This window comes from Paracidovorax sp. (assembly GCF_057642795.1).
The window spans coordinates 197565-211945 of sequence record NZ_JBXYZY010000003.1; the positions used below are offsets into that span (position 1 = coordinate 197565).

The following is a 14381-nucleotide window of genomic DNA, read 5'->3' on the forward strand; positions in this document are numbered from 1 at the left end:
CTCTCTTCAACCGACTCCGGACCCATCCCATGGACATCGAAACCCCACCCGCCGAAAAACGATCCGCCAAGCCCGAAGGCGAGCGCCGCGGCCTGGTGCTGGTCAACACCGGCAACGGCAAGGGCAAGAGCACGTCGGCCTTCGGCCTGGCGCTGCGCGCGCACGGGCGCGGCAAGGCGGTGAAGATCTTCCAGTTCATGAAGGTGCCCACGGCGCGCTTCGGCGAACACCGCATGTTCGAGCAGATCGGCATTCCCATCGAAGGCCTGGGCGACGGCTTCACCTGGAAGAGCCGCGACCTGGACCATTCCGCCGACCTGGCCCGCGCCGGCTGGCAGCGCGCGCGCGAGGCCATCCTGGGCGGCGACTTCTTCCTCGTGGTGCTCGACGAGGTGACCTATCCGCTCATCTACGGCTGGGTGCCGCTCGAAGAGGTGCTGGAGACGCTGCGCTCCCGCCCTGGGCATGTCCACGTCATGCTCACCGGCCGGCGCTGCCCGCAGGAAGTGATCGACCTGGCCGACACCGTGACCGAAATGGCGCTCGTCAAGCATGCCTATCAGGCCGGCGTCCCCGCTCAGCGCGGCATCGAGGACTGATGGAGACCAACGACCGCGTGCCCGAGCGCACCTTGATGCCCATGCCTGAACCGACCACCCCTGCAGACGCCACCGCCAGCACGGCCTACAGCGCCGCCGACCGCGCCGCCATCTACCGTGCCATCCGCGAGCGGCGCGACATGCGCCACTTCGCGGGCGGGCAGGTCGCGCCCGAGGTGCTCTCGCGCCTGCTGGCCGCCGCGCACCACGCGCCCAGCGTGGGCTTCATGCAGCCCTGGCGCTTCATCCGCGTGGCCGATGCGGCGCTGCGTAGGCGCCTGCAGGCGGCCGTGGAAGCGGAGCGCCAGCGCACCGCCGACGCCCTGGGCCAGCGGCGCGATGCCTTCATGCGCCTGAAGGTCGAGGGCCTGTGCGACGCAGCCGAGCTGCTGGCCGTGGCCCTGGCCGATGGGCGCGAGGCCCATGTCTTCGGCCGGCGCACGTTGCCGCAGATGGACCTGGCTTCGGTCTCCTGCGCCATCCAGAACCTGTGGCTGGCCGCCCGCGCCGAGGGGCTGGGCATGGGCTGGGTCTCCATGTTCGACCCGGATGAGGTCGGCACGCTGCTGGGCCTGCCGGCCGGCGCGCAGGCCGTGGCGCTGATCTCGCTGGGGCCGGTGCAGGGCTTCTACGAAGAGCCCATGCTGCAGCGCGAACGCTGGGCGCGCCGCGCGCCGCTGGCCTCGGTGGTGTTCGAGGGCACCTGGGGCGCGCCTGCGCCCTGGCTGCAGGCCGGCCCCGGCGAAGAAGCCGCGCCGGCCCAGGAGGAGGGTGCCGGCCATGGCTGACGCGGGTTACGCCGCCCACACCGCCTGGGCGCTGGCCGCCGCCGTGCCCGTGGCCCTGCTGATCGACCGCCTGCTGGGCGAGCCGCCCGTGCGCTGCCACCCCGTCGTCTGGATGGGCAACGCGCTGCAGTGGGCCGGCGAGCGCGTGGCGCCCGAGGCCGCCCACGCGCCGCCGGGCCGTGACTTGAAGGCTTTTGGGCTCGCAGCCATGGCCTGGTGCGCGCTGGCCGCTATCGTGACCATAGCGGCCTGGGGCCTGCAATGGGCCCTGCTGCGCCATGCGCCGGCCTGGGGTGCGGCGCTGCTCATCGGCCTGCTGCTCAAGCCTTTGCTGGCCTGGCGCATGCTGCGTGGCGAGGTGCTGGCCGTGGAGGCGGCACTCGCGCAATCGCTCGACGCGGGCCGCCTGCGCCTCTCGCGCCTGGTCAGCCGCGACGTGGCCGCGCTGGACGCGGTGCAGGTGCGCGAATCCGCCATCGAGTCGCTGGCCGAGAACCTCAACGATTCCGTGGTCGCGCCGCTCTTCTGGTTCGCGCTGTTGGGCCTGCCAGGCGCTGCGCTTTACCGCTTCGCCAACACCGCCGACGCCATGTGGGGCTACCCCGGCCAGCGCGGCGGGCGCTGGTGGCAATGGGCCGGCAAATGGGCAGCGCGGGCCGACGACGTGCTCTCGTGGCTGCCCGCCCGGCTCACCGCTGCGTTGCTGTGGGCGCTGGCACGCAGCCCGCTGCCGCGCGCCCGCTGGCCGCAGCTGGCGGAGCAGGCGCGCCAGACCCCCTCGCCCAACAGCGGCTGGCCCATGGCCGCCATGGCGCTGGCGCTGGGCGTGCGGCTGGGCAAGCCCGGCGCCTATGTGCTGAACGCGGCCGGCCGCGCTGCCGGCCCCACCGACACGCACCAGGCCGCGCATTGGGCGTCGAATGTGGTGCTGGCGCTTGTCCCGCTTGCGCTGATAGCTATCTTCTTGATAGCGAGATTTCTGTGAAAACGGTGACGCCAGATACGTCCCCCGAACACGGCGGCCCCGACGCCCTGGGCGTGCCGCTGCACGACTTTTCCACCAACGCCAACGCGTGCGGCCCCAGTCCGCAGGCCCTGGCCGCGCTGCAGGCGGCCGATGCCGTGCGCTACCCCGATCCGGCCTATACCGCGCTGCGCGAGCGCCTGGGCGCCTTCCACGGCGTGGCGCCAGAACGCATCGTGATCGCCGCCAGCGCCAGCGAATTCATCCACCGCGTCACGGCCCTGGCGGCCCAGCGCGGCGTGCAGGCCGCGCTGCTGCCCGCGCACAGCTATGGCGACTACGCCCGCGCCGCCCAGGCCTGGGGGCTGCGCGTGGAGCGTGCGGGGCAGGGCGACGCGCAACGGAATGCCGGCCCCGTGTTGCACTGGGCCTGCGAGCCCTCCAGCCCGCTGGGCCGCACCGATCCGGCGCTGGATGCCGATGGCGGTACCCCTGCCGCAGGCTGGCAGGTGATCGACTGCGCCTACCGCCCCTTGAGCCTGCACGCCACCCCGCGCCCCTGTCCGCCCCGCGCCTGGCAGCTCTGGACGCCCAACAAGGCCCTGGGCCTCACGGGCGTGCGCGCCGCCTATGCCATCGCGCCGGAAGGCGATGCCGCAGCGGCCGATGCCGCGGCGCTGCAGCGCCTGGCCCCCTCGTGGCCGCTGGGCGCGCATGGCGTCGCGCTGCTCCAGGCCTGGGCCGATCCGGCCACCCAGCAATGGCTGGCCGCCACCCGCAGCACGCTGGGGGAATGGAAGGCCGCGCAGGCCGCGCTCTGCGCAGCACTCGGCTGGGCCGTGCTGCCCGGCAGCCTGGCCAACTACTTCACCGCCCGCCTGCCGCAGGCCTGCGCGCACGACGTGCCGGCGCTGCTGGCCGCCCTGCGCGCCCAGGGCATCAAGCTGCGCGACTGTGCATCTTTCGGACTGCCCGGCTGCGTGCGGCTGGGCGTGCTGCCGCCGGCATCGCAGGCGGCGCTGCGGGCGGCATCGCAGGCGGCGCTGCGGGCGGCGTGGCTGGTGGCCGCCCGCTGATCGCTGCGATCAGAACCGGTGCAGCACACCCAGCTGCACGCCGTTGATGCTGCGGCCGTTGACGTCGTTCGGCGTGCCGAAGTTGGTCTTGAGCCCTGCCGAGCCAGAGGGGCGGAAGCCGCCGTTGGCGCCGTTGCGCAGCGTGTCCACCAGGGCGATCAGCGTGGTGCGCTTGGAGAGGTCGTAGTAGGCGCCGATGGCGCCGCCGTTGGCGTTGCGGCCGCTGCCGGAGGTGTCTTCGATGCGGCCCCAGAGCGCGCCCACGCGCAGCTTGGCGGTGACCTGGTAGTCGGCCGAGACCTGCCAGATGCGGTAGAAGCGGTTCACGTCGGGGTTGGTGCCCGCGACCACGCCGCCCACGTTGCCCAGGATGCTGCCGGCGTTGTTGCTGACGGCGTTGGCCGTGCTGTTGTTGCTGCGCACGTAGGTCAGATAGACCGTGCCCTTGCCGTACATCCAGTTGGCGAACAGGTTGTCGTACACCACGTCGCGCGGGAAGGGCGCGTTGGCGGGGGCGCTGCCGCGCAGGCCGATGTAGCCCAGGCGCATGTAGTCGTTGATGTAGTCCACGGCACCCTGGATCACCGACTGGCGCGCCACGCTGCCCGGCACTTCGGGCAGCGCGAAGTGCACCTCGCCGGCCACGCCGCCGATGCGCGGCGAGAGGTAGGCGATGTCGTTGTCGTAGCGCGAGGGCACGCCGAAGTTGTTGACCATGGAGCCCAGCGTGCGCGTGGTGAAGTCGATGTAGCCGCCGCGCGTGAGGATGGGGCCGTTCTGGCGGCCGAGGCGGAATTCGCCTACGGGCGTGGCTACGCCCACCCACGACTGCCGGTCGAAGAAGCGCGAACTGTCGGCGCTGGCGCCGGTGTCGGCGCTGAGGCCGCCTTCCAGGTTGAACTTGGCCGCATAGCCGCCGCCCAGGTCTTCGCTGCCGCGCACGCCGATGCGGCTGCGCAGCAGGGCGCCGTCTTCCAGGCTCTTGACCGTGGCGCCGGAGCTGCTGTGCATGTAGTTCAGGTACTGGTCGATGCTGCCGTAGAGCGTGACGCTGGAGCTGGCGGCCTGCTGGGCGTGGGCGCTGCAGGCGGCGCCCAGCGCGGCCAGGGCGATCCAGGGCAGGCGGCGTGCGGGCCGGGGGGAAAAGGGTGTCATTCGGTGCTCCTTGCGTTGTGATGTCGTTATGGATGTCGGCATGCCGGGCAGGGCCGGGCCGCCCGGGTCGGGAAGCTAACAGCCGGATACATCTGCCCACAATCCAGCGCGCAGCCGTTGCGAACGATGATCGCGCGTGGTCGTTCGCTGATCGAATGCTTTCAGGGTATGCGCGAGGGTGGGGCGAAGGCGTGCGGCGCCCAGCAGCGCTGCCCGCGCGCACGCCGCCATGGCGCGGTGGCTGACAGCCCGATGAGGAGCTGTCGGCCGCATGGCGGGGCATGGCCCGCAGAGGATGGAGCGTCCACGCCCGCCAAGGCGCCGCCCTGGCCGGCACCCGTCCCACCGTTTTTCGACAGGAACCGCCACCATGAGCTCTGCATCCACCTCGTCCACCCACCCCACCGATTTCCCGTCCGCGGCACTGCTGGCCGCGCAGCGCTTCGCCGGCAAGGTCGTCATCGTGACCGGCGCGGGCTCCGGCATCGGCGCGGCCACCGCGCGGCGCTTTTCGCAGGAAGGCGCGATGGTCGCCATCGCCGACCTGAGCGACGACAAGCTCGCCGCCACCCGCGCCGATCTGCCCGAAGACCGCACGCTGGCCCACCCGGCCGACGTGTCGCAGTGGGAGGCCGTGCAGGCGCTGATCGAGGCCACCGTCAAGCGCTTCGGCCGGCTCGACGTGATGGTCAACAACGCCGGCATCGCCGTGCAGGGCAAGGCCACCGAGGCCAGCCTCGAGGACTGGCACCGCGTGCTGGCCACCAACGTGTCGGGCGTGTTCCACGGCGCGCGCGCCGCGCTGCCGCACCTCATCCGCTCGCGCGGCTGCATCGTCAACACCTCGTCGGTGTCGGGCCTGGGCGGTGACTGGGATATGAGCTTCTACAACACCTCCAAGGGCGCGGTCTCCAACTTCACTCGCGCCCTGGCGCTGGACCACGGCAAGGACGGCGTGCGCGTGAACGCGGTGGCGCCCAGCCTCACCTTCACCGGCATGACGCAAGACATCAAGAGCAACCCCGAACTGCTGGCCAAGTTCGCCGAGCGCATTCCGCTGGGCCGGGGCGCGGAGCCCGAAGAGATCGCCGCCGTCATCGTCTTCCTGGCGCGCGAGGATGCGCGCTTCGTCACCGGAGTCGTCCTGCCGGTCGATGGCGGCGTGTCGGCCTCCAACGGCCAGCCCTCCCAAGCCTGAGCCGGCACGTTCGGGGCGCGGGCAGCGAGGCGTAGGGCCGCCAGCAGTGACAATGGCGGGCTCTGCCTGCGCGCCTCCTGAACATCGCCCGTGAACGCCTGCCTGCCCGCCGACCCCTCGCTTCCTTCCCTTTCAACGCGGGCCTTGCGCCGCGCCGGGGCTTTCTGACATGGCCGCGCGTTGCGTGATGGTGCTGGGCACGTCCAGCGGAGCGGGCAAGAGCTGGCTCACCACGGCGCTCTGCCGCTGGTACAGCAACCAGGGGCTGAAGGTCGCGCCGTTCAAGGCGCAGAACATGAGCAACAACGCCCGCGTAGTGGCCTCCAGCGATGGAGCGGCCGCCGGCACCTGGGGCGAGATCGGCAGCGCGCAGTACTTCCAGGCACTGGCCGCGCGCACCGCGCCCGAGGTGCGCATGAACCCGCTGCTGCTCAAGCCCGAGGCCGACACGCGCAGCCAGGTCGTGCTGCTGGGCCAGGTCAGTGCCGAACTGTCGGCCCTGCCGTGGCGCGGCCGCAGCGCCCGCGTGTGGCCGCAGATCGCCGCCGCGCTGGACGCGCTGCGCGCGGAGAACGACGTGGTGGTGATCGAGGGTGCGGGTTCGCCGGCCGAGATCAACCTGCATGCCAGCGACGTGGTCAACATGCGCGTGGCCCGGCATTCCGGCGCCCGCTGCCTGCTGGTGGCCGACATCGACCGTGGCGGCGCTTTTGCCCACCTCTACGGCACCTGGGCGCTGCTGCCGCCCGAAGAGCAGGCGCTGATCCACGGCTTCGTGCTCAACAAGTTCCGGGGCGACGCGGCCCTGCTCGCGCCCGCGCCCGAGATGCTGCGTGAGCGCACCGGCGTGCCCGTGGTGGCCACCGTGCCCATGCAGTGGGGCCACGGCCTGCCCGAGGAAGACGGCGTGTTCGACGATGCCGCCCGCCACACCCCGGCCGCCGGCGCCCAGGGCGCGCTGCACACCACGGTGGCGGTGGTGGCCTATCCGCGCCTCAGCAACCTCGATGAATTCCAGCCGCTCAAGGGCGTGCCCGGTGTGCGCCTGCTCTGGGCGCGCTCCCCGGCCGACCTGGGCGGCGCCGACTGGGTCGTGCTGCCCGGCTCCAAGGCCACGGCGGCCGACCTGGCCTGGCTGCGCGCCCAGGGCCTGGATGCGGCCATCGCCGCCCATGCGGCGCGCGGCGGCCGCGTGCTGGGCGTGTGCGGCGGCCTGCAGATGCTGGGCGAGGCGCTGATCGACACGCATGGCGTGGACGGCAACGCCCCCGGCCTTGGCCTCCTGCCCCTGGTCACCGCCTTCGCTGCCGACAAGACCGTGCGACACACGCGCACGGCCTTCGGTGCCGTGCAGGGCGCCTGGCAGGCGCTGGCCGGCGTGGCGGTGGCGGGCTATGAAATCCACCACGGCCAGACGGCGCAGCACCCGGCCATGGCGGCGGCGGGCGATGTGGCGCGGGAGGTCATCCCGGGTCTCGCCTGGCAGAACACCCAGGGCAACGTGCTGGGCCTCTACCTGCACGGCCTCTTCGAAGATCCGCAGGCCCTGCGCGCCCTGTTCGGTGCCGCGGCGCCCACGCTGGACACGGTCTTCGACCGCCTGGCTGCGGGTCTGGACGACTGGTTCGCGCCGGGCGTGCTGGACTGCCTCGCCGCACCCGGAACCAAGGGCAGCCGCGCGTGATCCTTCAGGGCATGCAGTTTCGTTTTCGGTAGCGCCGCCCCCTGCCTGCGCTGCCGCTTTCACCTTCTCCTACCCCCACGATATGCGTTCCACCGACACCCTCGCAGACATCGACGATGCGGCGCTCGCCGCCCGCCTGCAGCACCGCCTCGACCAGAAGACCAAGCCGCTGGGCTCCCTGGGCCGGCTGGAGGCCCTGGCCCTGCGCATCGGCCTCATCCTGGGCACCGAAGCGCCCGTGCTCGACCAGCCGCAGATGCTGGTCTGCGCGGCCGACCATGGCCTGGCGGCGCGCGGCGTTTCGGCCTACCCCAGCGACGTGACCTGGCAGATGGTCGCCAACTTCCTCTCCGGCGGCGCGGCGGTGAGCGTGCTGGCGCGCCAGCACGGCCTGGCACTGACGGTGGCCGACTGCGGCGTGGCGCGTGAATTCGCACCGCGCCGCCACGTGCCGGGCGAGCCGCGCCTGATCGCCTGCCGTGTGGCGGCCGGTACGGCCGATGCATCGGCCGGCCCCGCCATGACGGCCACGCAGTGCGCCCAAGCCATCGCCAACGGCCGCGCCGTGGTGCGCTCGCTGCCCGGTAACGCGCTGCTGCTGGGCGAGATGGGCATCGGCAACACCTCGGCCGCCGCGCTGCTGCTGGCGCGCCTGTGCGGCGTGGGCCTGGACGAATGCACGGGCGCGGGGACCGGCCTGGACGATGCCGGCATCGCCCGCAAGCGCGCCGTGCTGCAGCAGGCGCTGGACGCGAACGCCGGCGCCACGGAACCCATGGACGCGCTCGCGGCCCTGGGCGGCCTGGAGATCGCCACGCTGGCCGGCGCCGTGCTGGAGGCCGCGGCCCAGCGCCGCGTCATCGTGGTGGACGGCTTCATCACCAGCGCCGCCGTGCTGGTCGCGAGCCGGCTGCAGCCGCGTGTGCTGCAGCGCTGCGTGTTCTCGCACCGCTCGGGCGAGCGCGGCCATGCGCTGATGCTGCAGCACCTGCAGGCCGATCCGCTGCTGGACCTGGGCCTGCGGTTGGGCGAAGGCTCCGGTGCTGCGCTGGCCTGGCCGCTGCTGGTCTCGGCCTGCGCCGTGCTGCGCGAGATGGCGAGCTTCGAATCGGCGGGCGTGGCCGGCCCGGTTTGAGGAAAAACCGCCCGCTGCGCAGGCGCGATGTGGGTATGTGGCTATCAAATCAGTAGCGGAATGCCGCCGCTCGTCTGCCGTTCGTCCGCCGCTTTGCGGAAGATGTCCGACGTCTGCCATGCCGCCGCCTGAAGACACTGGCGGCATGAGCTTTCTGCACCGTCCTTCCTTGATTCGTACCGCGGCCGCCGCTGCTGCGGCTCTGGGCCTGGCCGCCTTAGCCTGCAGCGCCTTCGCAGGCGGCCCGCCGCAGTCCCGCGCCAACCCGCTGGAGGGCGAGCGCTGGAAGACGCGCCCGGTGATCGTCGTCGTGCCGCAGGAGGGTGACCCACTGCTGGCCCGGCTGCGCGGCGCGCTGGATGAAACCGCCACGCGCGAGGCCTTCCGCGAGCGCGACATGGCGCTCTACACCGTGGTGGCCGGGAATGGAGCACGCAACGGCGTGCCGCTGGCGGCGGGCGAGACCCGCGCGCTGCTGCAGGCGCTGGCACTCGATGCGCGGGGCCCGGCGGCCTTCGTGCTGGTGGGCAAGGACGGCGGCGTGAAGCTGCGCGAGGGCGCCGGTGTCGATCTGCAGGCCGTCTTCGAGGAGATCGACCGCATGCCCATGCGCCGCAGCCAGCGGCAGGACTGAACTGGGGCCCAAAACACGACGCCCCGCGCTGCCATGAGGCAGGGCGGGGCGTCGTTTCTTTGGCGCGGCGAGCTTGGAGGGCCCGCCTCTCAAGCCATCAAAGTGCCTGCATTTCCTTGTTCAGCGCACCGCCGTTGGCTGCGGGCGCGGCCGGTGCCTTGGCCGGGGCGGCGATGGCCGGTGCGCGCGTGGCCACGTCGGCCGGCACTTCGAGGTAGGGCAGATGCAGCGCCGTGCTGGTCATGCGGCGAATCTCGTTGGTCACCTCGGGCGACTCGTTGATCTTGCGGCCGTAGGAGGGCACGATTTCCTTCAGGCGCGGCTTCCAGCCCGCGTCGGTCATCTGCGCCGGGAATGCCTTGGTCAGCAGGTTGATCATGATGTGCGGCGCGGTGGAGGCGCCCGGAGATGCGCCCAGCAGCGCCGCGATGGTGCCGTCCTTGTCGGTCACGATCTCGGTGCCGAACTGCAGCACGGCGCCTTCCTTGGGGTCGCGCTTGATGACCTGCACGCGCTGGCCGGCCACGGCCAGGCGCCAGTCTTCGCGCTTGATGTTCGGGAAGTACTCCTTCACTGCCTGCTGGCGGTCTTCGTCGGTGAGCGCTGCCTGCTGCACCAGATACTTCACCAGATCCAGGTTGTGGATGCCCACGCGCAGCATGCCGCCGATGTTGTCGTGGTTGATCGAGGAGAACAGGTCGAACCAGGAGCCCTGCTTGAGGAACTTGGTGGATTGCAGCGCAAAGGGGCCGAACAGCACCACGTCCTTGCCGTCGAGCTTGCGGGCGTCCAGGTGGGGCACCGACATCGGCGGCGAGCCTTCGGCCGCCTTGCCGTAGGCCTTGACATCGTGGCGCGCGGTGATGGCGGGGTTTTCGATGGCCAGCCATTCACCGCCCACCGGGAAGCCGGCGTAGTTGCGCGACTCGGGGATGCCCGAGGCCTGCAGCATCTTCAGTGCCGCACCGCCCGCGCCGACGAAGACGAACTTCGCCTTCACGGTCTTTTCCTTGGCGCCGTCGGCCAGGTCGGCTACGGTCACGTTCCAGGTCTTGTCGTCGTTCTGGCGCAGCGCGCGCACTTCATGCTGCAGCTTCAGCGTGAAGTTGGAGCTCTTTTGCAGGCTCTGCATCAGCTGGTTGGTCACCACGCCGTAGTTCACGTCGGTGCCGATGGGCATGTACGTGGCAGCCACCTTCTGGGCGGGGTCGCGCCCTTCGATGAGCAGCGGCGCCCATTCCTTGATCTTGGCCTGGTCCTGTGAGAACTCCATGCCGTAGAAGAGAGGATTCTTGGTCAGCGCGGCATGGCGCTTCTTCAGGTATTCGATGTTCGCGTCGCCCCACACGAAGCTCATGTGCGGCGTGGGGTTCACGAAGGTCTGGGGCTGCTGCATGTGGCCGCGAGCGATCTGGTGGGCCCAGAACTGGCGCGTCACTTCGAATTGCTCCGCGATGCCCACGGCACGCTTGGTTTCAATGGAGCCGTCGGGCAGTTCAGGCGTGTAGTTCAGCTCGGCGAAGCCCGAATGGCCTGTGCCGGCATTGTTCCATCCGTTGGAGCTTTCCAGCGCCACACCGTCCAGGCGTTCGAAGACTTCGATCTTCCAGTCCGGCTGCAACTCTTGCAGGTAGGTGGCGAGCGTCGTGCTCATCACGCCCGCGCCGATCATCACGACATCGACGGGCTTGTCGTTCTCCGCGGCCGGCACGGAGCGGGGGAATAGCGGCCAAAACAAAAACAGTACCGTGGCCAGAACCAGCACGCCCAGGGCGGCCAGTACGGCTTTGATCGACTTCTTCATGACTTCTTCCAGGCAAAGTGAAAAAAAGCCTGCAGGCAGCGCGTGCAGGCTTCTTCGGAGGCGCGACAACACGAGCCTTTGTGAGCGCGCGATTTTGCCTAAACGACGAAGTTTTGACGATAGTCAATTGGTACTAATGCGGAGCTTGCCCGTGATTTTTTTCGGCAGTTGACTGGGGTTCGCACTTTCCTCCCCCCCGGGGGTGAAAGGAGGCACCAACGAAAAAACCGCCCGAAGGCGGTTTTCCGTTTTTCTTTGCTGACAGCGCACCCGTTACAAACGGCGGGCGGCAGGGCCGCCCGGGCTGTTTGCCTGAAGGGTCAGGCGGCCAGGGCCAGGGCTTTCACCTTGGCGGACAGGCGGCTCTTGTCGCGAGCAGCCTTGTTCTTGTGGAAGATGCCCTTGTCGGCGATGGTGTCGACAACGGCTTGCATCTTCGCAAACAGTTCGGTGGCCTTCGTCTTGTCGCCGGCCACGACGGCCTTCTCGACATTCTTGACGGCGGTGCGGTACTTGGAACGCAGCGAGGTGTTGGCGGCGTTCAGCTTGACGTCCTGGCGGGCGCGCTTGCGGCCAGACGCCAGACGGGGGTTCTTTTTCTTGGGCTTGGCAGATGCCATGGTATGGATTCCTTAAATGTCTGCGGATGTTGTCAGCAAAGCCGGCGATTATAGCCCAGCCCACCGGCGGAGGGCTGCCCGCCCTCGGGCTGAGCCTTTGAGCGCATACACTCGCGCCCTGTGTCCCTGCTCAAATCTGCCTCCACCGTTTCGCTGCTGACCCTGGCCTCCCGCGTGACGGGCCTGGCGCGCGACCTGCTCATGGCGTCGATGTTCGGTGCCAACGCGCTCACCGACGCCTTCAACGTCGCCTTCCGCATCCCCAACCTGTTCCGCCGTCTGTTCGCCGAGGGCGCATTCAGCCAGGCCTTCGTGCCGGTGCTCGCCGGCCACAAGGCACGCCTGGGCGAAGAGCCCACGCGCGCGCTCGTCGCGCACGTGGCCACAGTGCTCTTCTGGGCCCTGTTGCTGACCTGCGTGCTGGGCGTGCTGGGCGCGCCGCTCCTGGTGTGGCTGCTGGCCAGCGGCCTGCGGCAGGATGGCGGCGCCTACGACGCGGCGGTCCTGATGACGCGCTGGATGTTCCCCTATATCGGCTTCATGTCGTTGGTGGCCTTGTCAGCCGGCGTGCTCAACACCTGGAAGCGTTTCGCGGTGCCGGCCGCCACGCCGGTGCTGCTCAATGTCTGCATGATCCTGGCGGCGTGGTTCGTGGCGCCGCAGTTCGCCGCGCGCGGCATCGAACCCATCTACGCCATGGCGGCCGGCGTGATGGCCGGTGGCGTGCTGCAGCTGGCGCTGCAGCTGCCCGCGCTGCACCGGCTCAGGCTGCTGCCGCGCATCGCCGTCACCTGGAGCGGTGTGCGCGTCGCGCTGGCCGATCCGGCCGTGCGGCAGATCCTGCGCCTCATGGCGCCGGCCCTGCTGGGCGTGGGTGTGGCGCAGATCTCGCTCATGATCAATACGCAGATCGCCTCGTACCTGGCGCCGGGCAGCGTCACCTGGCTGTTCTATGCCGACCGGCTGATGGAGTTCCCGACCGCGCTGCTGGGCGTGGCCCTGGGCGTGGTGCTCACGCCGCAGCTGTCGGCCGCCAAGGCGGCGGGCGATGCCGAACGCTATTCCTCCATGCTCGACTGGGGCTTGCGCATCGTCGTGCTGCTGGCCGTGCCCAGCGGCGTGGCGCTGCTTACCTTCGCCGAACCGCTGGTGGCCACGCTGTTCCACCACGGCGCGCTGCAGGATCGCGACGTGGGCCAGATCGCGCTGGCGCTGGCCGGCTATGGCGTGGGCCTGCTGGGGCTGGTGGCCATCAAGGTACTGGCGCCGGGTTACTACGCCAGCCAGGATATCCGCACGCCGGTGCGCATCGCCATCGCGGTGCTGATCTGTACGCAGCTGCTCAATCTGGCCTTCGTGCCCTGGCTCGCGCACGCTGGGCTGGCGCTGTCGATCGGCCTGGGGGCGTTGCTGAACGCGCTGTGGCTGTTGATAGGGCTGCGCCGGCGCGGCAGCTACCGGCCCGCGCCGGGCTGGTACAAGTTCTCGCTGCAGGTCGTGGCCGCCAGTGCGCTGCTGGCGATCTTCCTCGCCTGGGGCTCCCAGCATTTCGACTGGCTGGCCCTGCGAGCCCAGGGGGGGCGGCGCGCTGGCCTGCTTGCACTCTGGCTGGCGGGGGCGGCGGTGCTGTATTTCGGCGCGCTGGCTGCTTCGGGCCTGCGGCTGAAGGAACTCCTGCGGCGATGACGCAGGCCCCGTCGGGCTTGACGCTGCCGCTGCGCTGACCGTACAACCCTCGCCATGCCCCTTCGCTACGACCTTCCGACCCCGCTCGAATATTTCGCTGCCCTGGTGCAGGAGGGCGAAGAGATTCCGCTGCTGGAGGCCGCCGCCGCGATTGCGCACGACGAATACCCCGAGCTGGACGTGCAGCAGCTGCTGGGCGACGTCGATCAGCTCCAGGCCCGCGTGCAGCGGCGCCTGCCAGCTGATGCATCCGCGCTGCAGCGCCTGCGCACGCTCAACCAGTTCTTCTTCAGCGACCTGGGCTTCGCCGGCAATCTCAACAACTACTACGACCCCGACAACAGCTATCTGAATGCCGTGCTGCGCACGCGGCGAGGCATTCCCATCTCGCTGGCCGTGCTCTGGCTGGAGCTCGCCCAGGGCCTGGGCCTGCAGGCGTACGGCGTCGCGTTTCCGGGCCATTTCATGCTCAAGGTGCTGCTGCCCAACGGCCAGGTGGTGATGGACCCGATGACAGGGCAGTCGCTATCGCGTGAAGACCTGAGCGAGCGGCTCGAACCTTTCCAGCGCAATGGCGGGCCTCAGCGCGATGCGGACGACGAGGTGCCGCTGGGCCTTTACCTGCAGGCGGCGCCGGCGCGCGACATCCTGGCGCGCATGTTGCGCAATCTCAAGGAAATCCACCGTTCCCAGCAGGACTGGGCGCGGCTGATCGCCGTGCAGAACCGCCTGCTGTTGCTGCTGCCCGAGGCCTGGGCCGAATGGCGCGACCGGGGCCTGGCCCATGCGGAGCAGGGCAACACCCGGCAGGCGCTGGACGATCTGGAAACCTATCTGGCACGCGCGGAGCACGGGACGGACACCGATCGCATCGCCGAGCGGGTCGGCATGCTGCGCCGCGGCCAACCCGGGTCCCACTGAAGTTCACGGGGCCGGGCCGAGGCATCCGGGCGCGGGCGCGTCAGAACGTTTCCCAGTCGTCCTCGCTCTTTGCCGCGGGGGCGGCGGCACGCGGGGGCGCAGCCGAAGCCAGCGCAG

The 14381-nt window shown here is 70.3% G+C and carries 13 protein-coding genes; 10 read left to right on the plus strand and 3 right to left on the minus strand.

Going from position 1 to position 14381, the window contains the following annotated elements:
- The first annotated feature begins 29 nt into the window (after nucleotides 1-29).
- The 4 genes from cobO to AC3A84_RS04750 are packed head-to-tail and all read left to right on the plus strand — an operon-like array spanning nucleotide 30 to nucleotide 3427.
- A complete protein-coding gene (cobO, locus tag AC3A84_RS04735) occupies nucleotides 30-599 on the plus strand; it encodes a cob(I)yrinic acid a,c-diamide adenosyltransferase (RefSeq protein WP_487968494.1) in 570 nt (189 codons plus the stop codon).
- A gap of 35 nt (nucleotides 600-634) precedes the next feature.
- On the plus strand, nucleotides 635-1387 hold the full coding sequence (gene bluB / locus AC3A84_RS04740; RefSeq protein ID WP_487968508.1) for a 5,6-dimethylbenzimidazole synthase: 753 nt from the start codon (nucleotides 635-637) through the stop codon (nucleotides 1385-1387).
- Entirely contained in the window at nucleotides 1380-2372 is a 993-nt protein-coding gene (gene cbiB / locus AC3A84_RS04745) for an adenosylcobinamide-phosphate synthase CbiB (protein WP_487968495.1), read from the plus strand. The genes bluB and cbiB overlap by 8 nt, the downstream gene beginning before the upstream one ends.
- 5 nt (nucleotides 2373-2377) lie before the next feature.
- A complete protein-coding gene (locus tag AC3A84_RS04750) occupies nucleotides 2378-3427 on the plus strand; it encodes an aminotransferase class I/II-fold pyridoxal phosphate-dependent enzyme (RefSeq protein ID WP_487968496.1) in 1050 nt (349 codons plus the stop codon).
- Between the two features lie 9 nt (nucleotides 3428-3436).
- On the opposite strand, the gene AC3A84_RS04755 is transcribed toward AC3A84_RS04750, so the two are convergent.
- The gene (locus AC3A84_RS04755; RefSeq protein WP_487968497.1) at nucleotides 3437-4582 is read right to left on the minus strand and encodes a porin; all 1146 of its coding nucleotides are present in this window, start codon (nucleotides 4580-4582) and stop codon (nucleotides 3437-3439) included.
- Nucleotides 4583-4952: 370 nt separating this feature from the next.
- Between AC3A84_RS04755 and budC the strand changes: the two genes are divergently transcribed.
- The 4 genes from budC (at nucleotide 4953) to AC3A84_RS04775 (ending at nucleotide 9233) form a co-directional block, all read left to right on the plus strand.
- On the plus strand, nucleotides 4953-5780 hold the full coding sequence (gene budC, locus AC3A84_RS04760; protein ID WP_487968498.1) for a meso-2,3-butanediol dehydrogenase: 828 nt from the start codon (nucleotides 4953-4955) through the stop codon (nucleotides 5778-5780).
- 169 nt (nucleotides 5781-5949) lie between these two features.
- Nucleotides 5950-7464: a cobyric acid synthase gene (locus tag AC3A84_RS04765; protein ID WP_487968499.1), complete on the plus strand. Its 1515-nt coding sequence runs from the start codon at nucleotides 5950-5952 to the stop codon at nucleotides 7462-7464.
- An 82-nt stretch (nucleotides 7465-7546) separates the two neighbouring features.
- A complete protein-coding gene (gene cobT / locus AC3A84_RS04770; RefSeq protein ID WP_487968500.1) occupies nucleotides 7547-8599 on the plus strand; it encodes a nicotinate-nucleotide--dimethylbenzimidazole phosphoribosyltransferase in 1053 nt (350 codons plus the stop codon).
- A 145-nt stretch (nucleotides 8600-8744) separates the two neighbouring features.
- Nucleotides 8745-9233, plus strand: coding sequence for a DUF4174 domain-containing protein (locus tag AC3A84_RS04775; protein ID WP_487968501.1), 489 nt, complete (start codon nucleotides 8745-8747; stop codon nucleotides 9231-9233).
- Between the two features lie 97 nt (nucleotides 9234-9330).
- Here the strand turns inward: AC3A84_RS04775 and mqo are convergent, their stop codons facing one another.
- Both mqo and rpsT read right to left on the minus strand, forming a co-directional pair.
- A complete protein-coding gene (gene mqo, locus AC3A84_RS04780) occupies nucleotides 9331-11037 on the minus strand; it encodes a malate dehydrogenase (quinone) (protein ID WP_487968502.1) in 1707 nt (568 codons plus the stop codon).
- Nucleotides 11038-11357: 320 nt separating this feature from the next.
- Nucleotides 11358-11657 carry a 30S ribosomal protein S20 gene (gene rpsT, locus AC3A84_RS04785; protein ID WP_092940402.1) on the minus strand — a complete coding sequence of 100 codons (300 nt, stop codon included), beginning with the start codon at nucleotides 11655-11657 and terminating at the stop codon, nucleotides 11358-11360.
- A 120-nt stretch (nucleotides 11658-11777) separates the two neighbouring features.
- Between rpsT and murJ the strand changes: the two genes are divergently transcribed.
- Together murJ and AC3A84_RS04795 are read left to right on the plus strand one after the other, a co-directional pair.
- The gene (murJ, locus tag AC3A84_RS04790; RefSeq protein WP_487968503.1) at nucleotides 11778-13343 is read left to right on the plus strand and encodes a murein biosynthesis integral membrane protein MurJ; all 1566 of its coding nucleotides are present in this window, start codon (nucleotides 11778-11780) and stop codon (nucleotides 13341-13343) included.
- Nucleotides 13344-13397: 54 nt separating this feature from the next.
- Complete coding sequence (locus AC3A84_RS04795) at nucleotides 13398-14264, plus strand: SirB1 family protein (RefSeq protein WP_487968504.1); 867 nt, start codon at nucleotides 13398-13400, stop codon at nucleotides 14262-14264.
- The last annotated feature ends 117 nt before the right edge of the window (nucleotides 14265-14381 follow it).